Source organism: Streptomyces sp. NPDC056479 (genome assembly GCF_042795335.1).
In the GTDB taxonomy this organism is placed as follows: Bacteria; Actinomycetota; Actinomycetes; order Streptomycetales; family Streptomycetaceae; genus Streptomyces.
In genome coordinates this window covers 338,045-363,223 of record NZ_JBHTRZ010000004.1, presented here as the reverse complement: position 1 = coordinate 363,223, position 25,179 = coordinate 338,045, and the positions used below count along the sequence as shown (strand labels likewise).

General features: G+C 72.3%; 22 protein-coding genes. 10 read left to right on the top strand and 12 right to left on the bottom strand.

The genetic code is table 11. From position 1 onward, the window contains the following. Window positions 1–6 precede the first annotated feature (6 nt). From ACFQ6S_RS18165 to ACFQ6S_RS18155, 3 genes are all read left to right on the top strand, one after another. Window positions 7–1,305, top strand: a complete 1,299-nt coding sequence (locus ACFQ6S_RS18165; protein WP_383410167.1) for an Ig-like domain-containing protein — start codon at window positions 7–9, stop codon at window positions 1,303–1,305. Continuing rightward, on the top strand, window positions 1,302–2,243 hold the full coding sequence (locus tag ACFQ6S_RS18160) for a sortase (protein WP_383410165.1): 942 nt from the start codon (window positions 1,302–1,304) through the stop codon (window positions 2,241–2,243). Before ACFQ6S_RS18165 ends, ACFQ6S_RS18160 begins: the two co-directional genes overlap by 4 nt. A 116-nt stretch (window positions 2,244–2,359) precedes the next feature. Then, window positions 2,360–3,124 (top strand): phosphate ABC transporter ATP-binding protein, encoded by a 765-nt coding sequence (locus ACFQ6S_RS18155; RefSeq protein ID WP_383411276.1) that lies wholly within the window; start codon window positions 2,360–2,362, stop codon window positions 3,122–3,124. A gap of 28 nt (window positions 3,125–3,152) precedes the next feature. Here the strand turns inward: ACFQ6S_RS18155 and ACFQ6S_RS18150 are convergent, their stop codons facing one another. The 6 genes from ACFQ6S_RS18150 to ACFQ6S_RS18125 form a co-directional block, all read right to left on the bottom strand. Further along, window positions 3,153–4,904 carry a VanW family protein gene (locus ACFQ6S_RS18150; protein WP_383410162.1) on the bottom strand — a complete coding sequence of 584 codons (1,752 nt, stop codon included), beginning with the start codon at window positions 4,902–4,904 and terminating at the stop codon, window positions 3,153–3,155. A gap of 166 nt (window positions 4,905–5,070) precedes the next feature. Further along, complete coding sequence (locus tag ACFQ6S_RS18145) at window positions 5,071–6,234, bottom strand: DUF475 domain-containing protein (protein WP_383410160.1); 1,164 nt, start codon at window positions 6,232–6,234, stop codon at window positions 5,071–5,073. 2 nt (window positions 6,235–6,236) lie between these two features. After that, a complete protein-coding gene (locus ACFQ6S_RS18140) occupies window positions 6,237–6,632 on the bottom strand; it encodes a universal stress protein (RefSeq protein WP_383410158.1) in 396 nt (131 codons plus the stop codon). A gap of 17 nt (window positions 6,633–6,649) precedes the next feature. After that, window positions 6,650–8,152, bottom strand: coding sequence for a tripartite tricarboxylate transporter permease (locus ACFQ6S_RS18135; RefSeq protein ID WP_383410155.1), 1,503 nt, complete (start codon window positions 8,150–8,152; stop codon window positions 6,650–6,652). Window positions 8,153–8,159: 7 nt separating this feature from the next. After that, entirely contained in the window at window positions 8,160–8,699 is a 540-nt protein-coding gene (locus ACFQ6S_RS18130; protein WP_383410152.1) for a tripartite tricarboxylate transporter TctB family protein, read from the bottom strand. After that, window positions 8,696–9,700, bottom strand: a complete 1,005-nt coding sequence (locus ACFQ6S_RS18125) for a Bug family tripartite tricarboxylate transporter substrate binding protein (RefSeq protein WP_383410149.1) — start codon at window positions 9,698–9,700, stop codon at window positions 8,696–8,698. The genes ACFQ6S_RS18130 and ACFQ6S_RS18125 overlap by 4 nt, the downstream gene beginning before the upstream one ends. Window positions 9,701–9,797: 97 nt before the next feature. Between ACFQ6S_RS18125 and ACFQ6S_RS18120 the strand changes: the two genes are divergently transcribed. Beyond that, window positions 9,798–11,483 (top strand): ATP-binding protein, encoded by a 1,686-nt coding sequence (locus tag ACFQ6S_RS18120; protein WP_383410146.1) that lies wholly within the window; start codon window positions 9,798–9,800, stop codon window positions 11,481–11,483. After that, entirely contained in the window at window positions 11,480–12,160 is a 681-nt protein-coding gene (locus ACFQ6S_RS18115) for a response regulator (protein WP_383410143.1), read from the top strand. The genes ACFQ6S_RS18120 and ACFQ6S_RS18115 overlap by 4 nt, the downstream gene beginning before the upstream one ends. A 12-nt stretch (window positions 12,161–12,172) precedes the next feature. On the opposite strand, the gene ACFQ6S_RS18110 is transcribed toward ACFQ6S_RS18115, so the two are convergent. After that, window positions 12,173–12,442: a DUF1876 domain-containing protein gene (locus tag ACFQ6S_RS18110; protein ID WP_383410140.1), complete on the bottom strand. Its 270-nt coding sequence runs from the start codon at window positions 12,440–12,442 to the stop codon at window positions 12,173–12,175. Between the two features lie 131 nt (window positions 12,443–12,573). Between ACFQ6S_RS18110 and ACFQ6S_RS18105 the strand changes: the two genes are divergently transcribed. The 4 genes from ACFQ6S_RS18105 (at window position 12,574) to ACFQ6S_RS18090 (ending at window position 17,232) form a co-directional block, all read left to right on the top strand. Beyond that, window positions 12,574–13,437: a DUF6424 family protein gene (locus ACFQ6S_RS18105; RefSeq protein ID WP_383410136.1), complete on the top strand. Its 864-nt coding sequence runs from the start codon at window positions 12,574–12,576 to the stop codon at window positions 13,435–13,437. A gap of 395 nt (window positions 13,438–13,832) precedes the next feature. Further along, window positions 13,833–14,510: a response regulator transcription factor gene (locus tag ACFQ6S_RS18100; RefSeq protein ID WP_383410133.1), complete on the top strand. Its 678-nt coding sequence runs from the start codon at window positions 13,833–13,835 to the stop codon at window positions 14,508–14,510. Between the two features lie 10 nt (window positions 14,511–14,520). Continuing rightward, window positions 14,521–15,765: a sensor histidine kinase gene (locus ACFQ6S_RS18095; protein ID WP_383410131.1), complete on the top strand. Its 1,245-nt coding sequence runs from the start codon at window positions 14,521–14,523 to the stop codon at window positions 15,763–15,765. 111 nt (window positions 15,766–15,876) lie between these two features. Beyond that, window positions 15,877–17,232 carry a hypothetical protein gene (locus ACFQ6S_RS18090; protein ID WP_383410130.1) on the top strand — a complete coding sequence of 452 codons (1,356 nt, stop codon included), beginning with the start codon at window positions 15,877–15,879 and terminating at the stop codon, window positions 17,230–17,232. A gap of 24 nt (window positions 17,233–17,256) precedes the next feature. On the opposite strand, the gene ACFQ6S_RS18085 is transcribed toward ACFQ6S_RS18090, so the two are convergent. From ACFQ6S_RS18085 to ACFQ6S_RS18070, 4 genes are all read right to left on the bottom strand, one after another. Beyond that, window positions 17,257–18,291 carry a rod shape-determining protein gene (locus tag ACFQ6S_RS18085; RefSeq protein WP_383410127.1) on the bottom strand — a complete coding sequence of 345 codons (1,035 nt, stop codon included), beginning with the start codon at window positions 18,289–18,291 and terminating at the stop codon, window positions 17,257–17,259. A 309-nt stretch (window positions 18,292–18,600) separates the two neighbouring features. Then, the gene (locus tag ACFQ6S_RS18080; RefSeq protein ID WP_383410124.1) at window positions 18,601–19,938 is read right to left on the bottom strand and encodes a carboxyl transferase domain-containing protein; all 1,338 of its coding nucleotides are present in this window, start codon (window positions 19,936–19,938) and stop codon (window positions 18,601–18,603) included. Then, on the bottom strand, window positions 19,935–21,377 hold the full coding sequence (locus ACFQ6S_RS18075) for an acyl-CoA synthetase (RefSeq protein ID WP_383410122.1): 1,443 nt from the start codon (window positions 21,375–21,377) through the stop codon (window positions 19,935–19,937). The genes ACFQ6S_RS18080 and ACFQ6S_RS18075 overlap by 4 nt, the downstream gene beginning before the upstream one ends. Window positions 21,378–21,429: 52 nt before the next feature. After that, the gene (locus tag ACFQ6S_RS18070; RefSeq protein ID WP_383410119.1) at window positions 21,430–22,827 is read right to left on the bottom strand and encodes an SLC13 family permease; all 1,398 of its coding nucleotides are present in this window, start codon (window positions 22,825–22,827) and stop codon (window positions 21,430–21,432) included. 211 nt (window positions 22,828–23,038) lie between these two features. Between ACFQ6S_RS18070 and ACFQ6S_RS18065 the strand changes: the two genes are divergently transcribed. Then, window positions 23,039–23,749, top strand: coding sequence for a FadR/GntR family transcriptional regulator (locus ACFQ6S_RS18065; protein WP_383410116.1), 711 nt, complete (start codon window positions 23,039–23,041; stop codon window positions 23,747–23,749). A gap of 249 nt (window positions 23,750–23,998) precedes the next feature. Here ACFQ6S_RS18065 and ACFQ6S_RS18060 read toward each other — a convergent pair whose 3' ends face one another. Then, complete coding sequence (locus ACFQ6S_RS18060) at window positions 23,999–25,060, bottom strand: MerR family transcriptional regulator (protein WP_383410113.1); 1,062 nt, start codon at window positions 25,058–25,060, stop codon at window positions 23,999–24,001. Window positions 25,061–25,179: the final 119 nt, after the last annotated feature.

Sequence of the window (25,179 nt, the reverse complement as noted above, 5' to 3'; positions counted from 1 at the left end):
CACACCATGCAGGTCAAGGCCGTACGCCGCCCCCTGGCGGCCACCCTCGTCACCGCGCTGGCCGCCGGGGCGCTCGTGCTCGGCACCGGCGGCGCCGAGGCCGACGTCCTCGGCGCGATGGAGGTGTCCCCGGCCACCGGCACGGACACCAGCGGCATCACGCTGACCACGCCCGCGCCCTGCCCGGAGCCCGCGACCAACCTCATCGTCGGCGTCAAGGGCTCGGGCTTCCCCGCCGACGGTCAGATCGTGGTGGGCAACTCGCCGATCAGCACCTACTCCACCGCTCCGAACGGCGGCATCGTCGTGCCGCTGTCCGACACGATGCGCAACTACGCAAGCACCGCCGGGTTCACCACCCTCCAGGGCCGCTACGACTTCACCCTCACCTGCCGGGGCGCGTTCGGCTCGGCGACCTACGGCGACTTCACGGCGCCGATCTGGTTCACCTCCAACACCGCCTACCAGAACACCGCGCCCGTCACCGCCACGACCACCAAGCTCGCGGCGAGCCCGGTGAGCCCGGTCGTCCAGGGCACGTCGGTGAAGCTGACGGCGACCGTCTCCCCGGCCGCCGCGGCCGGCACGGTCCGCTTCCTCGACGGCACGACCCAGGTCGGCAGTGCCGTCACCGTCTCCGGCGGCGTGGCCACCAAGACCACCAGCTCCCTGGCCGTCGGCACCCACTCGCTCAAGGCCCAGTTCACACCGGCCGACCCGGCGCTGTACGGCGGCTCCACCTCCGCGGCGCTCTCCTACACCGTCAAGATCAAGCCCCCGGCCCTCGTCTCGGCGGCGAAGGTGACCGGCACCGTCCGGGTCGGCTCCACGGTGACCTGCTCGGTGTCGTTCAGCGGCGCGAGCTCCGTGTCGTACGCCTGGCTGCGGGACGGCGCGGTGCTCAGCGGTGCGACCGGGCGGACCCGCGCACTCGGTGCCGCCGACCGTGCGCACAAGATCGCCTGCCGGGCGAAGGGCACCAACAGCACCGGCAGCACGACCTCGACCAGCCCGTCCGTGACCGTGGCCCTCGGCCCCGCGCTGAAGAACGGGACGAAGCCCTCGTTCACCGGCACCCGCAAGGTCGGCTACAAGCAGACCGCCAAGCCCGGCACCTGGACCCCCGCCGCCCAGTCGTACGGCTATGTCTGGAAGCGCGACGGGCGCGCGATCAGCGGCGCCACCCGCTCGACCTACATCCCCACCAGCGCGGACCGCGGCCACCTGCTGTCCCTGACCGTCACGGCGAAGCGCGCCGGGTTCGCCAACGGCACCGCCACCTCCGCCTCGGTGAGGATCGGATGACGGCACCGGTCATCGCCCCCGCCGGGCCCGTGGCGGCCGACCCCGCGTCGGCCCCCGGGCCCGGCCGGGCGCGGCCCGCACGTCCGACCGCCGGTCCCGGACTGCGTATCGCCAGTGCCGCGTTGAGCATCCTGGCCGCGCTGCTGCTTGGCTTCGTCGCCGACGCCGGCCTGGTCAGCGATCTGCGGCAGGCCCGGGACCGGCAGGTCGACCACGCCGCCTTCCGCGTCGCCCTCGCCAACGGGACCGCCCCGGTCGGGCAGTCCGCCGGCGGTGGCCGGGCGCCCGAGGCCGGTGAGCCCGTGGCGATCCTTGCGATCCCCGAGCTCGGCGTGCGCGAGGTGGTCCACGAGGGCACCACGGCCGCCGACCTGACCCACGGACCGGGCCACCGCCGGGACACGCCGCTGCCCGGCCAGTCGGGAGTCAGCGTCATCATGGGCCGCCAGGCGGCCTACGGCGGCCCCTTCCGGCGGCTCGGCGAACTGAGCACGGGCGACACCTTCACCGTGACGACGGGTCAGGGCAAGCACACCTACCGGGTCATCGGCCCGCGCCGGGCGGGCGACCCCCAGCCGGCCGTGCCCGCGGCGGAGAAGGGGCGGCTGACGCTGATCACCGCCGACGGCACCCCCTTCATGCCCCGCGGCATCCTGCGCGTGGACGCCGACCTGGTCTCGACCGTCCAGCCCACGCCGACGCCCGCCGTCGCCTCCGGCGCACTGCCGGAGGAGGAGAAGCCGATGGCCACCCAGCAGTCGGCCTGGCTGCCGCTGGTGCTGTGGGGCCAGGCACTCACCCTGGCCGCCGCGGGCCTCGCCTGGGCGCACGCCCGCTGGGGCAGGCGGCACACCTGGGTCGTCGGCGTCCCGCTGCTCGGCGCGCTCGGCCTCGCGGTCGCCGACCAGACGCTGCTGCTCCTGCCCAACCTGCTGTGATCCGCCGATGTTCGCCCCCTGCCGACGAAGGACGAGCCGTGACCGACCAGACCACCCAGACCGAGACCACGCTGACCCTCCCGCCGGTGCGGGCGACCGGGGTGACCGGCGCGACGCTGCAGGCCCGCCGGATCTCGGCCTGGTTCGGCGACCACAAGGTCCTCGACCGTGTGTCCCTGACCATGCCGGCCGGCCAGGTCTCGGCCCTCATCGGCCCGTCCGGCTGCGGCAAGTCGACGTTCCTGCGCATCCTCAACCGCATGCACGAACTCATTCCGACCGCGTCCCTGGCCGGTGAGGTGCTCGTCGACGGCCAGGACGTCTACGCCGCCGGGCAGCGGCTGACCGAGGCGCGGCGGACGATCGGCATGGTCTTCCAGAAGCCGAACCCCTTCCCGGCGATGTCGATCTACGACAACGTCACCTCCGGCCTGAAGCTCACCGGCACCCGGATGAACGGGGAGGCCAGGGACGAACTGGTGGAGGAGTGCCTGACCAAGGCGGGCCTGTGGAAGGAGGTCCGCGACCGCCTGCGCCAGCCCGGCGGCGCGCTCTCCGGCGGTCAGCAGCAACGCCTGTGCATCGCCCGGTCCCTGGCGGTACGCCCCAAGGTCCTGCTGATGGACGAGCCCTGCTCGGCCCTGGACCCGACCTCCACCCGCCGGATCGAGGAGACGATCCGCGAGCTGGCCCACGAGGTCACCATCGTGATCGTCACCCACAACATGCAGCAGGCCGCCCGCGTCTCCGACCAGTGCGCCTTCTTCCTCGCCGAGCAGAACACACCCGGCGCGATCGTCGAGCACGGCCCGACCCCGGCGATGTTCTCGGCGCCGTCGGACCCGCGCACCGCCGACTATGTGGAGGGCCGCTTCGGCTAGGACGGGACGCCAGGCGCCGGGCCGGGTCCTACGGCGACTGCGGCTCGCAGACGATCTCGTCGCGCGGCGTGTAGTGCGTGCGGAACGGCTCCCGCCGCACCACCTCGTCGTCCTTGACGAAGACCCGCTGCACGGTCACGTCGAAGCCCTCCAGCGGAGTCTGCGGGACGCAGCGCTCGCCGGTGTGCACCTTCCGCTCGGGCTGCTTCACGTTCGTGCGGGGGCCCTTGACCGAGCCGATGTCGTCGTACTTGCGGGTGCCGAGGAAGGTGATGGTGACCGAGCTGTCGGTGGACTCGGCCTTGATGTACATGGCGTTGCCCGAGTCGTTCCTGAACCGCAGGTCCAGGCTGCCCCAGGCGACCGTCGCCTCGCGGCCCTCCGGGTAGCGCTCGATGTAGAAGGAGTGGGCGCCGTACTCCAGGGGCTTGACGCCGGCGAAGAACATCGCGTTGAAGACCGTGGTGGCCACGGCGGACACGCCGCCGCCGGGTGCCTTGGTGAACTCGTCGTTGAGGATCATGACGCCGTCGACGAAGCCGTTGGCCTCGGTGCGCTCACCGACGGTCCGGTTGAAGCTCCAGGTCTTGTCCGGCATGACGACGGAGCCGTTGATCAGCTGCACCGCACGGCCGATGTTCCGGGTGCGGTAGGGCGCCGGTTCGAAGTTCACGGTGAAGGAGGACATCTGCTCGCGCAGCCCCAGCCGCTGGACGTTGTCACGGGTCACCTGCGCCTCGGCCACGCGCGTGGCGATCTCGCCGCTGCGGCCGGCGCCCCGCTTGGTGAGCAGCGGCAGCACGGCCTTGCCCAGCGCCTTGTCGGTGACGACATGGCCGGCCCGGCCGTCCTGGACCACCCCGACCCGGTTGCCGACGAGACCCAGCTCGGCGTTGTGGGCCCTGGCGGGCAGGCCGGACAGGGCCTGGGTGACCGCGGGGTCGGCGCGCAGACCCGTGTCGTCCAGCCGCGGGGTGAGCCGGCCGGCGCCGTCGGGGCGCATCGTCAGGTACTTGCCCAGGACGGGCTGCTCGATGGTGAAGCGGAGGTCGGCCGCGGTGAGCGTGACCGGCGCCGACATCGCCGGCTGCGCGAACTCGCGCACCGCCCGCCGCACCTCCGGTTCGGTGACCTTCGGCTTGGTCTCCCGGGTGGGCAGGGTGGTGACGGAGCCGGCCTCGCCCCGCTGGAAGGCGGCGCGCAGGGGGTCGACCGCGGCGTCGGTCTCGAGTGCCTGGCCGCTCACCGGGGCGACCGGCTTCACCTGGCCGTTCTCGAAGGTGACGGCGCCCTCGCGGACTTTCTCGTCGACGGACTTCGCCACCTTCTTCAGGCCGGTGTGCGCCTTGTCCTCGTCGACGGCCACGATCGGCTCGACCTGGCCGCCCGAGCTGAAGAGGCCGCCGATCACGGTGAAGGGGTCGGCGGTGTGGGTGCGCGAGGCGTGGTCCACCGTCTTGTCGTAGTCGAAGGTGATGCCGACCTGCCGTGGATCGATCGTGCCCTTGCGGTCACCGATCGTCACACGCAGATCGCGGGCGGCGGCCGGACCCAGCCGGTCCTCCAGCTTCCGTACGGCCTCCGTGCGGCTCAGGCCGCCGATGTCCACGCCGCGCACCGTCGTACCGTCCTCTATGTCCCCGCCCGCGAACAGCAGCCCGGCGAGATACAGGCCGCCGACGCCCACGGTGAGGGCGCCGCCGGCCAGGGCGAGGGGTGGCAGTGAGGTGATGCGGCGTGCCGAGGGGATTCGCGGGACGGAGGGGACGCGGGGGCGCATGGGTCTCCCGGGGCGGACGATCGACGAGGACGGCGCGTCGAATGACGCGACGCTGTGCGCGAGGCAAACACATCCAGCTAGCCATAATCGGGCGAAAACGCCTATGTCGTGGACCACGTTTGTGCCAGATCACGCCTTGTGTCCGCCCCGAAACCCGGTCGGCCCCTCACGCCCCCGACGGCACCTCCGCCTTCTCGCCCCTCTCGTCCGCTGCGCCGGGTGTGTCCCCGTCCGTCCCGGAGGCCTCCAGCGCGCGGTTGCGGCGGACCGAGGCGAGGAAGGACGCGGCGATCAGGACGACGCCGATCAGGCCGGTGATGATCTCGCTGATCTGGTGCTGGATGGTGATCAGCAGGACCGCGGCGAGGGCGCCGATGGCGTAGTGGGCGCCGTGCTCGAGGTAGACGTAGTCGTCGAGGGTGCCCTGGCGGACCAGGTAGACCGTGAGCGAGCGGACGTACATGGCGCCGATGCCCAGGCCGAGGGCCATCCAGAAGATGTGGTTGGTGATGGCGAAGGCGCCGATCACACCGTCGAAGGAGAAAGACGCGTCCAGCACCTCCAGGTACAGGAAGAGGAAGAACGCCGCCTTCCCGGCGAGGGCGACCACCGTGACGGGCCGGCCTTCGGCCCTGGCCTTCTCCTCCTCCTCGTGCTCGTGTTCCTCCTCCTCTTCGAGCCTGTTCTCGAAGTGGCCGGAGAGGCCGCCGACCACGAGATAGGTGATGAGACCGGCGACCCCGGCGAGCAGAACGGTGGCGGCCTTGTCGGCGTGGCCCGTGCTGACGTGGGCCTGGCCGGCGAAGGTCATTGCCGTGCCGAGCAGGACGACGAGCGCGAGGCAGACCGACAGCATGTCGATCTTGCCGAGCCTCGCGAGCGGACGCTCCAGCCAGAGCAGCCATTTGATCTCGCGGTCCTCCATGACGAAGTCCAGGAAGATCATCAGCAGGAACATGCCGCCGAAGGCCGCGATCGCCGGGTGGGCGTCGGTGACCAGGGCCTGATAGCGGTCGGGGTCGTCCAGGGCCAGCTGGACCGCCTCGACCGGGCCGACCTTGGCGCTGATGGCGACGATCACCACCGGGAAGACCAGCCGCATGCCGAACACCGCGATCAGGATGCCTATGGTGAGGAAGATCCGCTGCCAGAAGGCGTTCATCTTCTTCAGGATCCCGGCGTTGACGACCGCGTTGTCGAAGGACAGCGAGATCTCCAGGATCGCCAGGATCAGCACGATCCCGAACGCCTCCCAGCCCCACTGCCAGGCGGCGAAGGCGAGGCCCAGCGCCGTGACGCCGAGCGACCAGCCGAAGGTGCGCAGCAGCATCGTCAGCCCTCCGCCTTCACGGCGAGGACCGGGCAGTCCACGCCCAGCAGGATCTGCTGCGCCGCCGAGCCCATGATCAGCTTGCCGACCGCGCTGCGCCGCCGCAGACCGATCACCACCAGGGAGACGCCTTTGGTCTCCGCGAGGTCGATGATCTCCTCGGCGGCGTCCCGGGCGCCGAGAACCTGGCGGACGTCGAAGTCGATGCCCAGCGCCGCGAGGTCCTCGCGGACGTGGGTCAGGTCCGGTTCCTGGGCGAAGCGGGGGTCCACCAGGGAGTCGCCCCGGGTGGTGTTCACCACCAGCAGTTTCTCGTTGCGGCGGCGGGCCTCGTCGATCGCCGCGCGCAGGGCCGCCTCCCCCTCGGGTGAGGGGACGTAGCCGACCAGGATGGTCATCTCGATCTCCAGATGTCTCAGGCTGCGCTTCGCGCGCGCAGGGGGCGTACGACGAACCTGCGGATCAGCGGCCACACCAGGACCAGGGCGATCACCGTGTAGACCGTGTACGACACCGGCCCGCCCAGCAGCCCCGACAGCTCGCCGCCGGACAACTGGAGGGAGCGCCGGCCCTGGAGCTCCGCGCGCGGGCCCAGGATCACGCCGACGATCAGCGGCAGGACCGGCAGCCCGAAGCGTCGCATGGCGAAGCCGAGGAGGCCCAGGGTGAGGAGGATGAACAGATCGAGAGGCTGGGCGTTGACGGCGTAGGCGCCCATCGTGGCGAAGAAGAGGATGCCCGCGTAGAGATACGGCCGCGGGATCTGGAGCAGCTTCGCCCACACCGGCGCCAGCGGGAGGTTCAGCAGCAACAGCAGCAGATTGCCGATGAACAGGCTGGCGATCAGGACCCAGACCAGGCTCGCCTCGCGCTCGAAGAGCAGCGGTCCTGGCTGGATGCCGTACGACTGGAAGGCGGCCAGCATCACCGCCGCGGTGGCGTTGGTCGGCAGGCCGATCGCCAGCATCGGCACCAGGGTGCCCGCGGCGGAGGCGTTGTTCGCGGCCTCCGGACCGGCCACCCCCTCGATCGCGCCCTTGCCGAAATCCTCGGGATGCCTGGTCAGCCGCTTCTCCGTGGCGTACGACAGGAAGGTCGGGATCTCCGCGCCGCCGGCCGGCAGCGCGCCGAACGGGAAGCCGTACGCCGTCCCGCGCAGCCAGGGCTTCCAGGACCGCTTCCAGTCCTGCCGGCCCATCCACGGGCGGCCGACCGGGATCACCTCGGCGGGCTTGCGGCGCAGATGCGCGGCCACCCACAGCGCCTCGCCGACCGCGAAGATGCCGACCGCGACCACGACGACGTCGATGCCGTCGGCCAACTGCGGTATGCCGAGGGTCAGTCGCTGCTGGCCCGACACCGAGTCGATGCCGACCAGGCCGATCGTCAGGCCGAGGAGCAGGGATATGAAACCGCGGATGCGGGACGAGCCCAGGACCGACGTCACGGCGATGAACGACAGCAGCATCAGCGCGAAGTAGTCGGGGGCGCCCAGGCTGACCGCGAAGTCCACGACGAACGGGGTGATCAGGACCAGCAGCAGGGTGCCGATGGTGCCCGCCACGAAGGAGCCGATCGCCGCGGTGGCCAGGGCCTGCGCCGCGCGGCCCGCCTTCGCCATCTTGTTGCCCTCGATGGCGGTGACCACGGACGAGGACTCGCCGGGGGTGTTGAGCAGGATCGACGTCGTCGAGCCGCCGTACATACCGCCGTAGAAGATGCCGGCGAACATGATGAACGCCTGCACCGGCTCCATGCCGTAGGTGACGGGCAGCAGCAGGGCCACCGTCATCGCCGGGCCGATGCCCGGCAGGACGCCCACCGCGGTGCCGATGACCACGCCGACCAGGGCGAGCAGCAGGTTCAGCGGAGCCATGACGTCCGCGAAGCCCTGCATGAGGTTGTTCAGGTTCTCCATCGCGGCCTCACAGGATTCCTTGCAGCACGCCGGCGGGGAGGTTCACGCCGAGGCCGATCGCGAACGCGTAGAACGTCGTCAGGGAGAGCGTCGCCGCGATCAGCAGGTTGCGGATGTAGTGCCGGTTGCCGAGCGCGAACGCCGTGCCCCAGAACAGCAGGCCGCCGCTGATCACCCAGCCGAGCCGCTCGATGAGCAGCGCGTTCGCCACGAACACCGCGACCAGCAGGGCCACCGTGCGCCAGTCGGCGCCGCCGGACAGGTCGACGTCCTCGCCGGCCTCCGGCTCACCGTGGCCGCCCCGGGCCACGTCGACGGCGTACAGCACCGCGAGCAGCACCAGCAGCGTGCCCAGGATCAGCGGGACCGCGCGCGGGCCGACCGGGTCGGTGCCGCTGGTGATGTGCGGGATGCCGAGGGCGTCCACGATCACGGCGGTGCCCAGCAGGGCGAGGAACGCGCACACGCCGTACTGCGCGCGGTCCCCGCCCTGCTGTGGCGGAGGGGAGTCCGCCACGGTCCGTTCGTCCTTCACCTCGGAGCTCATGCCAGCCCGAGCTCTGCGAGCAGGTCGGCGACCGCCTTGTCCTGCTCGGTCAGGAAGGTGCCGAACTCGTCGCCGGCGGCGAAGGCATCGACCCAGCCGTTCTTCTCCAGCTGCGCCTGCCACTCCTTCGAGTCGTGCATCGTGGTCAGCGAGTCGACCCAGCTCTTCTCCTGCTCCTCGGTGATGCCCGGAGGGGCCACGATGCCGCGCCAGTTGGTGAAGACCAGGTCGATGCCGGAGTCCTTGAGCGTGGGCGCGTCCTTGAGCGCGTCGATCGGCTTCTCGCTGGTGACCGCGAGGACGCGCACCTGCCCGGCCTCGATCTGGTCGAGGAACTCCCCGAAACCGCTCGCCCCGAAGGCGATCTTGTTGCCGAGGATGGCCGGCAGCAGCTCGCCGCCGCCGTCGTAGGAGACGTAGTTGACGTCCTTCGGCTTGATGCCGACGGCCTTCGCCAGCTGCATCGGCAGCAGGTGGTCGGGGCCGCCCGGCGACGAACCACCGCCCACGGCGAGCTTCTTGGGGTTCTCCTTCCAGGCGGTGACGAGGTCGTCCATCGTCTTGTACGGGGAGTCCTTGGGCACGACGATCGCGCCGGCCTCCTCGATCAGCTTGGCGATCGGCGTGGTGTCCGTCAGCGTCGCCTTGGACTTGGAGGTGTACGAGGCTCCGACCACGCCCAGGCCCATCTGCATGGCCATCTTGCCGTTGCCCTTCTCGTTCACCAGGCGCTGCAGACCCACGGTGCCGCTGGCGCCGGGCAGGTTGAACACCTGGACGCCGGAGGCGACCTCGGTGTCCTGCATGACCTGGGAGACGGTGCGGGCGGTGAGGTCGTAACCGCTGCCCGGGGTGTTGGGCACCATGAGGCGCAGGCCCGTCAGGGGCTTGTCGGAGCCGCCCGCGGACTCCTCCTTGTCGGCGGTGGCGCCACAGGCGCTGACCGCGATCATCGAAACGGTGGCAAGAGCTCCGACAAGTGCGGCTCGTCGACTTCTCATGGCTCATCTCTTTCGCTCGGCCCGATCCGGCGCCATGATTGTGCGGTTCCTGAGACACTCCGTCTCGGTTGTGTGACCATTGAAGGTTGAGTTCATAGTGGTCATAACGCCACGTCAACAGAGGCGTCAGACGCTCGCAGGCGAGCTGCTGGTATGGCAGCTCGCCATTGTCGTGATCGTGCTCGCCGCCGTGGCCGCGGTGTCGCTGGCGCAGTCGCAGGCGACGTTCGACCGGGTCGAGGGACGCCGGGTGACCGCGCTCGCCGAGGAGATGGCGGGCAACCCCCTGGTGCGCACCCAGCTCGTGCGGCCCGCGCCCGCCGAGATGCTCGCCCCGCTCCTGCAGTCCACGCTCACCAGGTCCGGGGTCACCTCCGCGATGGTCGCCGACACCGACGGCGAGATCGTAGCCGCCACCGACCCCACACTGGTCGGAACGCGGATGCCGGTCGAGGGACCGCAGGTCGCCGAGGCCGTCGGCTGGTCCGGGGAGCTGCCGGTGGACGGCGTCACCCAGCTGGTGGCGCAGGCGCCGGTGCTCGGGGCGGATGTGGAGGCGGACAACGCCGGGGATCACCTGGGCACGGTGATGATCGGGCGGGCCTCGCCGTCGGTCTGGCAGCGGCTGGTCGGCGCCTCCTCCTATCTGCTGGTCTACCTCGGCGTCGCCAGCGTCCTCGGGGTGGCCGGCTCCTGGCTGCTGGCCCGGCGGATCAAGCGGCAGACCTTCGGCATGGAGCCGAGCGAGATCGCCGGACTCGCCGAGCACCGGGAGGCGATGCTGTTCGGTATCGCCGAGGGAGTCGTGGCCCTCGACCCGCACCAGCGCCTCACGCTGGTCAACGCCGTCGGCCGCGGGCTGCTCGACCTGCCCGAGAACTGCGTCGGGATGAGCCTGACCGACCTGGGGATCGAGGGCCGGCTGTACGACGTCCTGGCCGGGACCCCGGGCGAGGGGGAGCCCGGTGATCTCGCGCGGCGGGACGAGGTCGTCATCCGCCGGGGCCGTGTCCTGGTGATGAACCGGATGGACGTCACCAAGGACGGCCGCCGGCTCGGCTCGGTCACAACCCTGCGCGACCGCACCGAACTCGCCCAGCTGGAGCGGGAGTTGGGCTCCTTCCGCAGCTCCGCCGAGCTGCTGCGCGCCCAAGCCCACGAGTTCTCCAACCAGCTGCACACCATCTCCGGGCTCATCCAGATCGGCGAGCACGACGAGGTCGTCCGGTACGTTCGCGCCCTGCGCAAGCACCGCGAGTCGCTCGACGTGAGCATCACAAGCCGGGTCGGCGACCGGGCCGTCGCCGCACTGCTCATGGCCAAGTCGGCGCTCGCCGCGGAACGCAAGGTAAGGCTGAAGATCTCCGAGCGCACCTCCCTGGACCGGCTGGAGCCCACCGACTCCGCGGATGTGGCGACCGTGCTCGGCAACCTCGTGGACAACGCGGTCGACGCCGCCGCGAGCGGTTCCCGCACGGGGGACGGCGACCCCGACGCCTGGGTGGAGGTGGAGCTGCGCCAGGACGCCTCCAGCGTGGAGATCGTCGTACGGGACTCGGGGCCGGGCGTGGCTCCCGAGCTCGCGCAGGAGGTGTTCCTGCACGGGTTCACCACCAAGGCCGCGCAGGGCGGCGACCGGGGCATCGGCCTCGCGCTGACCCGGCTGGTGTGCAAACGCCGGGGCGGTGAGGTGTCGGTGGCCAACACGCAGGCGGGCGCCATGTTCACCGCCCGGATGTCCGTCGGCCGACCGGCCGACCGAGCGACGGAGACAGTCCGATGATCGATGTCCTGATCGTGGAGGACGACTTCATGGTGGCGCGGATCCACCGCGGATTCGTCAACGACGTCGACGGGTTCCGGGTGATCGGCACCGCGAACTGCGGCGAGCAGGCGCTCACCGCCGTCGCCGAACTGCAACCCGACCTGGTGCTGCTCGACCTCTACCTGCCCGACATGTTCGGCCTGGAGATCATCCCCCGGCTGCGCACCGCCGGCCACGACTGCGACGTCATGGTGATCAGCGCCGCGCGCGAGTCCGAGGCGGTCCGGGGCGCCGTACGGCAGGGCGTCGTCGACTATCTGCTGAAGCCCTTCGACGCGGAGGACCTCAGAGCGCGCCTGGAGCGGTACGCGGCCCGGCGCAGCAACCTCTACGCGGCCGTCGTCAGCGGCCAGTCCGACGTCGACCGGGCGCTGGCCCGGGGCGCGGCGCCGGCCGCCCCGCCCCCGACCCTGCCCAAGGGCATGAGCGTGGAGACCGCCGAGCTGATCGAGCGGGAGCTGCGCGCGGCCGACGGCAGCCTCTCCTCCGCGGAGTGTGCCGCCCGCCTCGGGGTGTCCCGGGTCAGCGCGCGGCGGTACCTGGAGCACTTCACCGTGACCGGGCGGGCGGAGGTGTCCCTGCGGTACGGGCAGGCGGGGCGGCCGGAGCGGCGGTACAGCTGGGCGCGGGACTGACGCCCGGCGCCCTCACCGGTCGACGGGACCGGTCAGCTGGACGATGTCGTCGGACGCGATGTCGTGCAGTCTGATGGCCAGGTCCTCCAGGGCACGGCAGGCGGCGAGTTCGTCGCCGATCTCGGCGATGGGCCGGTCGATCGGGTTGCGGCGGGCGACCCCGCGACCGGTGACGGCCACCATGTCCTGCGGTGTGTCCTCAGTGGTCAGCACGGCCTCGGCGCGGGTGTCGTCGCCGTCCTCGGTGATGCGGATCCGGACGGTCCACTGCTTGTCTTCCATCGAGATCACTTCCGTAGCGGGTCGGATGCCCTACTGACGAGCGTGCGCCTGTTCCCGGGCCGGGTCCAGCGCGAGTCGACGCCGCCGCATCCCCGCCGGACGATGGAAGGAGACCTGAAAGGAGGCCGGACATGACCGATGTCCTGACACGGCCGGCGAGCCGTACGAAGTTCGAACTCGGCAAGTCCCGCAAGGAGAACCACCCTTGGGAGATACGGGTCGTCAAGCACCCCAAGCGCTCGGAGTCCGCGCAGTTCCGCGCCGCGAAGAAGACGGCGAAGAAGATCCTCGCGGAACTGGAGGCCGAGGACGCCGAGCTGCCGTACGGGCCGGGGCCCTGGGAGATGCACCACGGCGGCAGCCTCTGGGTGAAGGCCGCGGACGGGTGGCGGATGTACCGGGCCCGGGTCGGCATCGAGTGGAGCGCGCAGTTCTGCGCCGACCCCGTGAAGGTCGACCGGCTCCGCCGGGAGGCCGCCGAGCTGATCGAGGCCTTCCCGCTCACCCTGCCGGCCCTGGACGAGCTGGGCTACAAGCGGGCCGCCGACCTCCTGGACACACCGATCACGGATGCCGACGGTGTCGAGGACTGGACCGACTCCCTGTTCAACTCGTGCGTGCCGCTCAGCAGCCCCGACCACTCCGGCGTCCTGCCCAAGGCGGCCGGCGAGCACCACTACCCCTGGCCGATCAAGGCCGCCGACTACTTCCGGTACGACGACTTCGAGCTGTGGGTGACCCTTCCCGACGGCACCAACGCCGGCGTCACCCCCGTCGGCCGGCGCGGCTCCGGCGACGGAGAGCTCCGCATCGTCCACGCCCGGCACGGCACCCCGGCCGGCGACGCCGTCGCGGAGGCGCAGCGGCGCCGCATGATGGCCGTCGTGCCGCCGGACAGCCCGATCGCGCTGGCGGCGTTCGAACAGCAGATACCGCGCGGCGCGAAGACCGCGTCGGTGCCCCTGCGCACCCGGCGGCGCGGCACCCCGAGCTGACTTAGAGCCTGTTTCTGAACCCCCGTCGTCCGCGCGGAGCGAGGGCACGTGCCGGGCGTCGGGGCGCAGGCGGGGGTTCAGAAACAGGCTCTTAGGGGCGCTCTCCTCCCGGGGAAGTACCCCGGCGCCCATCCGCTCCTGCCGCGGAGGCATGACAAGAGTCTCCGTGGGCACGATGTGCCGAAAGGTTGCGGAGAGAAGGCTGGTCGCAACGGACCTAGCCATCGAAGGAGGAGGGCGTCATGAACCGTCAGAGCAACGTCCGTGTGCGTGTCATCCGCCGGCCCGCCGCTCCCCGCGACACCAGGGGCGAGATCGACCGACGCACCCCCTCGGGGCGGATCCTGCCGTACTGACACCGAGCCCGCGCGCCCCGGCCGACGTAGCGTGAGGGCATGCGGGTGCTGGTCGTCGAGGACGAGGAGCGGTTCGCGGCGGGGCTCAGGGACGGCCTGGAGGCCGAGGGCTTCGCGGTCGACATCGCGCTCGACGGGGTGGACGGACTGTGGCTGGCCCGCGAGCACGGCTACGACGCGATCGTCCTGGACGTCATGCTGCCGAAGCTCAACGGCTACCGCGTCTGCCGGACGCTGCGCGCCGAGCGCGACTGGACGCCGATCCTCATGCTCACCGCCAAGGAGGGCGAGTGGGACGAGATCGAGGGCCTCGACACCGGCGCCGACGACTATCTGACCAAACCCGTCTCCTACGCCGTACTCCTGGCGAGACTGCGGGCGCTGCTGCGGCGGGAGGCACGGCAGCGGCCCGCCGTGCTCGCCGCGGGTGATCTGCGGCTCGACCCGGCGGCCCGGACGGTCAGCCGGGCCGGGCGCGACATCGAGGTCACCGCGCGGGAGTTCGCCGTGCTGGAGTTCCTGCTGCGGCGGGCCGGGGAGGCGGTGTCCAAGCGGACCATCCTCGACCATGTGTGGGGCGACGACTTCGAGGGCGACCCGAACATCGTCGAGGTGTACGTACGGCGGCTGCGCAACAAGGTCGACCGGCCCTTCGGGCGGCGGTCGCTGCTGACGTCACGCGGGCACGGGTACCGGCTCGTGCCCGACGACGGGTGACGGGTGCCCGATGACGGGCGAGCGATACGAGCGCCGGCTGCGGGCGGTACGGGTCCGGGCCACGGCCGTCGCCGTGCTCGCCGTGGCCGTCGCCCTGCTCGCCGCCGGTGTCGGGCTCGTCGTCGGACTGCGCACCGAGCTCAGCGACGACGTCCGGAACGCCGCGCGGGCACGGGCCTCGGACGTGGCCCGGGTCATCGAGGCGGGACGGGGGGTGCCCGCGCCGGCCGTGTCCGCACCCGACGAGGAGTTCCTGCAGGTCGTCGCCGCGGACGGCACGGTCGTCGCGGCCAGCGAGAACGTCGCGGGACAACCCGCGCTGGCCCGGCTCGACCCCGGCGAGAGCGCCTCCGTCGACACCCCGCTCGACGACGACCCCTTCCTGGTCGTGGCGGTCGGCGCCCGGGACGGCGGCCGCGAACTGGTCGTCCTAGACGGGCGGGACGCCACCGGTGTCGCCGAGGCCACGGACACCGTCACCTGGCTGCTGCTCATCGGCCTGCCGGTCCTGGTCGCCTTGGCGGCCACCGCGACCTGGATCGCCGTCGGCCGCACGCTGCGCCGCGTCGCCCGAGCCGAGGCGGCGCAGCGCCGCTTCGTGTCCGACGCCTCCCACGAACTGCGCTCACCCGTCGCCACCGTCCGCCAGCACGCCGAGGTCGCCCTCGCCCACCCCGGGCGCACCGACACCGGCGCCCTCGCCGGAACCGTGCTCGACGAGGCCGTACGCATGCAACGCCTCGTCGACGATCTGCTGCTGCTCGCCCGCGCCGACGAGAGCGGCCTGCTGCGGGGCGGGCGGCGGCCGGTCGACCTCGACGACCTGGTCCTCGCGGAGGCGGGCCGGCTGCGCTCGGCCGCGCCCGGCATGCGCGTCGACAGCACGGCGGTGGGCGCGGCCCGGGTCACCGGCGACGAGGAGGCGCTGCGGCGCCTGGTGCGCAACCTGGGCGAGAACGCGGCCCGGCACGCCCGCACCCGGGTGGCGCTGGCGCTGAAGGACAACGGGGACGGCTGGGTGCGGCTGCTGGTGGACGACGACGGCCCCGGCATCCCGCCCACCGACCGGGCACGGGTCTTCGACCGCTTCGTACGGCTGGACGAGTCCCGCACCCGGGGCGCGGGCGGCGCCGGGCTGGGCCTGGCGATCGTCGCGGAGGTGACGGCGGCGCATCGGGGGCGGGTGGAGGCGGGGGAGGCCGAGGGGCTGGGAGGGGCACGGTTCACTGTGCTGCTGCCGTCGGCGGGGGAGTGACGGACGGCGGCCTCGGTTCGGGTTTCTGACATGGCGTTCAGGGGCGTTCAGGGGATGTTCAGCTGTTGCGAGGGACCCTCGGCACAGCGGACCGGGATCGAGGAGGCAGTGATGAGGAGGACACGAAGGATCCTGTGGCCGGGGGCCGTCCTGGGTGCCGTCGTGCTGATGGCGGGCGCCTGCTCCGGGAGCGCGGTGGGGACGGGGTCGGGCGACTGTGTGCGCGTCGTCGACGAGGAGACCGGCGAGACGGGCAGGGACTGCCTGCCGCTCGCCCCCGAGAGCGACCGCGTCGACCTGACCGCGCCGACGTTCTCCCACCCGACCCGGATCACCAACCCGCTGCACCCGACCGCCGAGGTCGATCAGGTGATCATGGGGGGCCAGGTGGACGGCGAGGCCTTCCGCACCGAGGTCAGCCTGCTGCCCGGCACGAGGACCCTCACCTTCGGCGGTACGACGGTCCAGGCCCTGACCTCGCAGTACGTAGCCTTCTCCGCCGGCCGGATCCACGAGGTCGCCTTCGACCGGTACGCCCAGGCCGACGACGGCTCCGTCTGGTACCTCGGCGAGGACGTCTTCAACTACGAGGACGGCGTGGTCGCGGACACCGAGGGCACCTGGCAGGCGGGCCGCGACGGGGCACCCGCCGCGATGATCATGCCCGCGGATCCGGAGAAGGGCGATGTCTACCGGCCGGAGAACCTGCCCGGCGTCGTCTTCGAAGAGGTCACGGTGAAGGAGACCGACCGGACCGTGGACGGGCCGTACGGGAAGGTCGAGGGCGCGATCACGGTCCACGAACTGCACATGGACGGCTCGACCGAGGACAAGACCTTCGCCCCCGGCTACGGCGAGTTCTCCACCGGGAACGAAGGCGGCGACCTGGAGGCGGTGTCGCTGGCCGTGCCGACGGACGCCCGGCAGGGCCCGCCGCCGGCACAGTCGGCCGCCCTCGACCGCGCGGCACGGGCCGTGCAGGACGGCGAGGTCACCGGCGCCGACCTGGCCGCGGTGCGGGCCGCGTGGACGGCGTACCGCGACTCCGACGCCGTACCGAAGCTGCTGCGGACGCAGATGACCCGCGACCTCGACACGCTCGGCGAGGCCGTCGGCGCGCGGGACGAGGAGGAGATCGTCGACGCCGCGCTGCGGGTGGCGCAGAACGCCTCGGATCTGCGGCTGCGGTACGAGCCGGTGCGGACGGTGGACCTGGAGCGGTTCGGCATGTGGGCCCGGCAGCTGGGCATCGACGCGGCAGCCGGTGCCGAGGGGGCGGTCGCCGGGGACGTCACCGGGCTCGAACTGCTCTGGGAGCGCCTGAAGGGCGGCACCCCCGGGGCCGAGGCGGCCGCGGTGGCGGCGGACCTGCGCGCGGCGCGCGAGGCGGCCGACCGCAAGGACACGGGGCAGGCGGGGCAGCTTGCGCCGGGCCTGCGGGAGGACATCGCGCGGATCGCGTCCTGACGCCGGCCCTCCGTCGGCGGGCGCTCAGCTCGCCGGGTCCAGCTCCAGCGGCTCGATCTTGCCCTCCAGCATGGTGCCGAGGCCCTGGACCGCGCAGACATCGGGTCGCTCGGCGATGTGCACCGGCATGCTGGTGGCCTGCCGCAGCATCTCGTCGAAGCCGGGGAGCAGGGCGCTGCCGCCGACCATCATGATGCCCCGGTCGGCGAGGTCGGCGACCAGGTCGGGCGGGCAGTCGCGCAGCACCTTGCCGATGCTGTCGAGGACGGCGGTGAGCGGGGTCTGGATGGCGTCCCGGACGGCGGCGGTGTCGACGTGGACGCTGCGGGCGAGACCGGTGCAGACGTCGCGGCCGTGGATCTCGGTGGAGGTCGGGCCGTGCGGGCTGAGCCCGTTGCCGGACAGGGCGAGCTGGAGCGGCCGTACGTTCTGGCTGGGCAGCATCAGCTCGTGTTCGTGCCGCAGGTGCTGCACGATCGCGTGGTCCACGGCCTCGCCGCCGACCCGGACCCGCTCGGCGGTGACGATGTTGCCGAGGGACAGCACGGCGACCTCGGTCGCGGCGGCCCCGCACACCATGATCATGCTGGCCTCGGGCTGCTCCACCGGCAGTCCGCAGCCCACGGCCGCGGCGATGAGGGTGTCCACCAGCTCCACGCGTCGCGCACCGAGGCCGACCAGGGTCTCGATCGCCGCGCGCTGGGCCAGCGGGTCGGCGTCGTGCGGTGTGCAGGCCGCCGCGCGCAGGAACGGCTTGCGGCGCAGGGCGCGGCGCATCTTGTCGCCGAGCAGATGCCGCAGCATGCGCTGCGCCATCTCGATGTCGACGACGGTGCCGCCGGAGACGGGTCGTACGACGCGGATGTAGTCCGGGGTGCGGCCGGTCATTTTCTCCGCGAACTCGCCGACGGCTATCAGGGCGCCGGTCCGGGTGTTGACGGCGGCTACGGAGGGCTGGTCGACGACGAGTCCCGCGCCCTTGACGAAGACGCGGGTCCTGGCCGCCCCCAGATCGACGGCGAAGTGGCAGCGGCGCAGCTGCTCCAGAGTGGCGGTCATGGGGGATCCTCCCGGAAACGCAGACCATGGGTCCGCCGGGTGGGTGGCGGGCCTCGCTTGGGGTTGTGGTCGGTGCGGGCCGGCGCTTGTGTGCGGCCTCCCTCGCATCGTGGGGGCGGCCGGGAGGGGGGCGCCTTCTGGAGGGGGCCGGGTGGGGTGCGGCTGAATGGGGGTTTTTGCTCCTGATGGGGGGTCAGACGGCGTGTCGTGGCCGGAGGGGACGGGCGGTATCGAGTAAAGGGGCAAGGGAGCGGCATGGCCGGAGACGGGGAGGGTGAGGTGTCTGTGCCCCGGGTCCCTGGCCGCTCCCTACCTTTCGACGACTCCCCGGATCAACCCCAGCTCCATCAGGTCCTGCGGCCGGATCCGGAGTTGATTCGCCGTCGCCTCGACCTCTTCCGGCCCTCGCTTCAGGATCGCCGCCGCCGGCTCCGGCGCGATGACCGAGAAGTAGCTGTCCGGCGTGGCCCAGGTGTTGCCCGGCGCCGCGAGCGCCAGCGCGCCGCCGGAGCCGCCCTCGCCGATCAGCAGGGTGGTGATCGGTGTGCGCGCCGAGGCCACCGCGCCGAACAGGTCCGCGATGGCGGCGCCCACCCCCTGCCGCTCCGCCTCCGCGTCATTGGCCGCGCCCGGCGTGTCCACCAGCGTCAGCACCGGGATCCCGAGCCGGTCCGCGAGGCGGATCAGGCGGGCGGCGGTGCGGTAGCCGGCGGGGCGGGTGGCGGTCCCGGTCTGCGCGGCGTAGGCGACCGTACGGCCCTCGTGCTCGCCGAAGCCGCACAGCATGCCCTCGGGGTCGGTGCCGCCGCAGCGGTCGCCGCCGATCGCGACGCGGTGGGCGAAGTAGGCCGACAGGTACGCCTGAGCACGGGGGCGTCGCGGCGAGCGGGCGCGCCGGACCGCGTCCCAGCCCGTGGCGGGCAGGTCGGTGGCGGCGAGGGGGCGCGGCGGCGGGGCGGGCCGGGTGGAGCCGGCGGTCAGCAGCCGCAGCCACCACCCCAGCGCACCCCGCACCTCCCCGGGCCGCACCACCGCGTCCACCGCCCCCGCGGCCAGCTGAGCCTGCGCCGTGTACGCCGTCGGGTCCGCGTCCGGCGGCCGGACGCGGGAGCCCGCGAAGCCGACCTGGGCGTCGGGGAGGGCGAGGATCACATCGGCGCCCGCGCCGAGGGTGGCCCAGCCGCCGCCCGTCGTCGGATCGCGGAGCACCGCGATCTGGGGCAGCCCCGCCTCGCGGGTGAGCGCGGACTGCCGTGCCACGCGCTGGAGTTGGGTGAGGGCGAGCATGCCCTCCTGCATCCGGCTGCCGCCCGTCGCCACCAGCGGCACGACCGGGAGCCGGCGGGCGCGGGCGTAGGTGTACGCCGCCTCCAGCCGGTCACCGGTGCGCTCGCCCAGCGAGCCGCCCAGGAAGCCGAACTCGAACGCGATCAGGACCGCGCGCGTGCCCTCGACGGTGCCGGTGCCGCAGACCACCGACTCCTCCTCGCCGGTGCGCTCGACGGCACGGGCGCGCAGGGCGTCGTAGCCCTGCCAGGCGAGGGGGCCGTCGGGCCCGGACCGCCGTTGCGGGTGGGGGAGTTCGGTGAAGCTGCCGGGTTCGGTCAGCAGGGCGACGACCTGCCGTGCCGCGAGGCGCTCCGTCATGAGGTCAGCGCCCGCTTCATGATCTTCCCCATGTCGTTGCGGGGGAGTTCGTCCAGGTGGCGGACCGTGCGGGGACGCTTGTGCGGGGCCAGCCGGGCGGCGACGTGGTCCGCCAACTCCGCCGCGGTGGGCGGTGATTGGGGGTCCGTCGGGACGATCCAGGCCACGATCCGCTCGCCCAGGTCCGCGTCCGGCTCCCCGGTGACCGCCGCCTCCCGCACCCCCGGGTGTTCGAGGAGCGCGTTCTCGATCTCACCCGCCCCGATCTTGTAACCGCCGCTCTTGATCAGGTCGGTGGCCTTGCGCCCGACGATGCGCACGTACCCGTCGGCCTCCCGCACCGCCATGTCGCCGGTGCGGAACCAGCCGTCCTCCGTGAAGGCCTCGGCGGTCGCGTCGGGGCGGTTGAGGTACTCGGTGAACAGGTTCGGGCCGCGCACCTGGATCTCGCCCACGGTCTCGCCGTCGTACGACGCGATCGGCGTCCCGTCCTCCTCCACCAGCCGCAGCTCCACCCCCGGCAGCGGTACGCCGACGGTGCCGGCCCTGGCCTCGCCGTCCGCGCGGACGCTGGTGTTCATCAGCGTCTCCGTCATGCCGTACCGCTCGACGACCCGCTGCCCGGTCGCCGCCGTGATCCGCTCGTGGTCGTGCACGGGGAGCGCGGCGGAGCCCGAGACGAGCAGGCGGGCCTTGCCCAGCGCCTGCGCCAGCCCCGGGTCATCGGGGAGGGTCTGGGCGACGCGGTGGTACATCGTCGGCACGCCGAACATCATGGTCGCGCCGTCGTTCAGCTCGCGCGCGACGCCTTCCGTGCTGAACCTGCCGAGGTGGCGGACCGACCCGCCGCGGCGCAGCGGGCCGAGGATGCCGAGGACCAGGCCGTGCACATGGAACAGGGGCAGGCCGTGGACCAGTACGTCCTCGCCGGTCCACTGCCAGGCGTCGGCGAGCGCGTCCAGCGTGTGGGAGACGGCACGGCGGGGGATGACGGCGCCCTTGGGCGGGCCGGTGGTGCCGGAGGTGTACACGATCAGGGCGGGGTCCTCGTCGGACACCTGCGGGTCCGGGAGCGGGGCGGCGCCGTGCACATCGACGTCGATGCGTTCCAAGTCGCCAAGAGACGTGGGCAGTTCGTCCCCCGCGGCGGCCAGTACCAGCGACGGCGCGCAGTCGGACAGGATGTGCCCGAGCTCCTTCTCCCCGGACTTCGGGTTGAGCGGTACGGCGGCCACACCGGCCTCCAGCGCCGCCACCACCGCCACGGCGGTCTCCAGCGCCGGCGTCGCCCAGACGGCCACTCTGCCCGCCCCGCCGATCCGCGCCGCGAGGGCACCGGCGGCGGCGCCGAGCTCGCCGTACGTCAGGGACCGTTCGCCGAACCGCAGGGCGGCTCGCTGTGCCGGAGCGCCCGTCAGGGCCGGGAAGAGAGAGGACACGCGTCGTACTCCTTAACAGTTCAACGGACACCGACTGTTGTGGCCCGTCGGCCTACCCCCAGCCCGGCACGACCAACAGCAGCCACACCACCGCGGGCACCACCGCCACCACGATCCCTCCGTACACCATCAGCTGCCGGAAGAAACGCTCGCGGTCGACATCCGGTGCCGCGGCCAGCACCAGCGCGCCGTTCGTCGAGAAGGGGCTCACGTCCACGACCGTCGCCGACACCGCGAGCGCCGCCACCATGCCGATCGCGCCGATCTCGCCCTGCGCCAGGAACGGCACCGCGAGCGGGATGAGTGCGCCCATGATGCCGACGGACGAGGCGAACGCCGAGACGATCGCGCCGATGTAGCAGAGCAGTACGGCGGCCAGCAGCGGTACGCCGATACCGCTGACGCCCTCGCCGGCCCAGGTGATGGTGCCCATCTCGTCCAGTACGCCTACGTATGTCAGCACACCGCAGATCAGCAGCACGGTTGGCCAGGCGATCTCGCCGACCGCCTTCTTGCTGTCCTCCGGCCAGGCGGTGCTGAGGACGACGGCGAGGGTGATCGCGGTCAGGCCGGCGTCCAGGTCGAAGGCGAGGACGGCGATGACGAGGGCGACCAGGGAGAGGAGCGTCGCGACTCGGGGTGGGGTGAGGGGGAGGGTGGGGGCCGGGACCGTTTCGCGGGTGGCGGTCGCGGTGGTTGTGGGGGAGGGGTGAGTGCCGGGATCTGTATTTGTCCCCGTGCCGCTTCGTTGCGGCTGATCGCGCCCACGCGGCGGTAGCCGCACATCGATTGCCGCCCCGCGCCCCTTCGGGGCGCCTGCGGCGCCCTCCGTCACCGAACCCTGCCGCCACAGCCCGAGCCCTCCGCACACGACGAACACGACCGCCGCGATGACCAGGTTGACGATCAGAGAGGCCAGGAACAGCGTGATCTCGCTGCCCGGCAGCTTCTCGCGCTCGACGATGCCGTTGACGATCGAGCCGTAGATGCTGATCGGCGAGAATCCGCCGCCCTGGGCGCCGTGCACGACCATCGCGCCCATCAGCAGCGGGCTGATCCCGTACCGCGCGGCGAAGCTCAGCGCGATCGGCGCGACGATCGCCACGGCGGCGGGGCTCACGGCTCCGATCGCGGTGAGCGCGCCGGTCAGGGCGAACATCACCCAGGGGATGAGCGCCACCCGGCCCCGTACGAGCCGGATGGAGGCGTGCACCAGCCAGTCGGTGGTGCCGTTGGAACGGGCGATGGCGAAGAGATAGGTGACGCCGACGAGGACGACGAACAGATCGCCGGGGAAGCCGGCGAAGATGCCGTCCGCGTCGAGGTCGGCGACGAGCGTGCCGACCGCGAAGGCGGCGGCGAAGGCGAGCGCGCCCATGTTGATCGAGCGGGTCGTCGCGATGACGAACACCACGGCGAGGACGAGGATCGAGATGAGTTCGGGGGACATACGGGCTCCCGTCGTTGGGCCCCGGAGCGGTTGCGGGTCCACCCTGGATTGGCCGAGTGGCTGAGCCAATTGGGGTGATGGCTGGATAGCGTGGGTGCGCGGCGCGGAGACGTCAAGGGGTAGCGCAAGAATTGGCTCAGCCACTTGGCCAGTCGACCGGCCCGACCGCTCGCCCGCCCGGTGTTACGCTCCCGACGAGAAGGGGGACCCCGTGACCGACGCCCTGCGCCCCATGACCAAACAGCGCCTCTACGAGCAGGTGCTCGACCGGCTGCGCAGCTACGTCGCCGACGGCGGCCTGGGCGCCGGGGACCGGCTGCCGACCGAGCGCGATCTGGCCCAGCGGCTGGGGGTGAGCAGGGCCTCGGTGAAGCAGGCGATCGTGGTCCTGGAGGTGCAGGGCCTGGTGGAGGTGCGGCACGGCGGCGGCACGTACCTCGTCCGGGACAGCCTCGATGTGGAACCGGTGGAGCGGATGGTCGACCGCCGCCGACGGCTCCCGGACGTCCTGGAGGCCCGCGAGGCCCTGGAGACGAAGCTCGCCGAACTGGCCGCCGAGCGCCGCACGGACGAAGACCTCGCGGCGATGCGCTCGGCGCTCGCGCACATGGCGAAGGAGATCGCGGACGACCGCCACGGAGTGGAGGGCGACCGCCTCTTCCACGCCGCGGTCACCGCCGCCGCGCACAGCAGCATCCTCGCCGAGTTCATGCGCTCCATCGCCGACCAGATCGCCGAGAGCCGCACCGAGTCCCTGCGCCAGCCCCACCGCCCCGCCCGCTCACTCGCCCAGCACCAGGCCATCCTCGACGCCATCGCCGCCGCCCGCCCGGCCCAGGCGGCCGCGGCCATGCGCCGTCATGTCCGTACGGTGGCGAAGGTGCGGCTGCTGGACTGGGAGCCGGAGGACGAGGAGCGCTAGGGCCTGCCTTTCGGATCAGCTCGGCGTCGCGGGGTCTGGCACGCACTCCCCCAGAGGGGGGACCCCCAGCCGCGTTGTCGTCGGTCGCCGACGCTCCGCGTCGACTCCCTCCTCCGCCTTGCAGCTGCACGCTCCCCCACGCTCGAACAACTCGCGCGGGGGCACCCCCATGACCCCGCTCGGCTCGGCCAGGAGGCGCCGTATCTCCAGGCCGACCTGATCCGAAAGACAGGCCCTAGGCCGCCGCGGTCAGACCGCCTCCACCACGTCCGCCACCACACAACTGACGTTGTCCGGGCCGCCCGCCTCGTTCGCCGCGTCGATCAGGAGGTGTACGGCGGCGTCGGGGGAGGGGGCGGTGGTGAGGAGGTGGCGGATGCGGGCGTCGGGGACGACCGTGCAGAGGCCGTCGGAGCAGAGGAGATAGCGGTCGCCGGACTCGGCGTCGCGTAGCCGCAGGTCCGGCGGGGTGGTCGGGGAGAGGGACTTCAGGAGCAGGGAGCGCTGGGGGTGGGTCGTGGCCTCCTCCGGCGTCAGCCGGCCCTCGTCGATCAGCGACTGGACCACCGTGTGGTCCTCGGTGACGCGGAACAGGGCGCCGTCGCGCAGGAGATAGGCGCGGCAGTCGCCGATGTGGACCAGGGCCAGGCGCGATCCCGTCCACAGCAGTGCCGTCAGCGTCGTACCGGCGTCATCGGCCCCGTCCGCCGCGTCGCGGACCGCCTCCGTCGCACCCCGCACCGCCTCCTCCAGCACGTTCAGCACGTCGCCCGCAGGGAGTTCGGCCGTGTCCAGGAAGCGCAGCGCCTCCACCGCCGCGCTGCTCGCGGGCGCGCCCGCCGGGCCGTAGCCGTCGGCCACCGCGAGCAGCCGGGTGCCCGCGTAGGCGGTGTCCTGGTTGGCGGGGCGGATCCGGCCCCGGTCGGAGTGGGCGCAGTAGCGGAGTTCCAGCATGGTGGAGTCCTTCCTCGGTGTCTCGGACATGTGTCGGACGAGGAACTCGGCGAGGTCCCGTCGCGCGGCCGTCTCCGCCTCGACCCGCTCCCAGTAGGCGCGGATCTCGCCGGCGGCGTCGGCCGGCCGCAGGGCGCACACCTGACGGATCCGGGCCAGCGGCATCCCCAGCCGGCGCAGCCACGCCACCAGCCGGGCCCGCTCCAGCTGCTCGACGGCGTAGTAGCGGTAGCCCGTCTCCGGATCGACCCGGTTGGGCCGCAGCAGGTCCAGCTCGTCGTACAGCCGCAGTGCCTTCGGCGACAGCCGGCAGGCCTTGGCGAAGGTCCCGATCGTCAGCATGTCCCTGACCGCCATGTGCGCCCCCGTACCTCTCCGGTTCCCGCCACCGATGCTGTGGCTTCACCGAAGGTGAAGGTCAAGCGGCCTGTCCCGGTTCCGAGAGGGATTGTTAGCCTGCGCATCGCACCACCGTC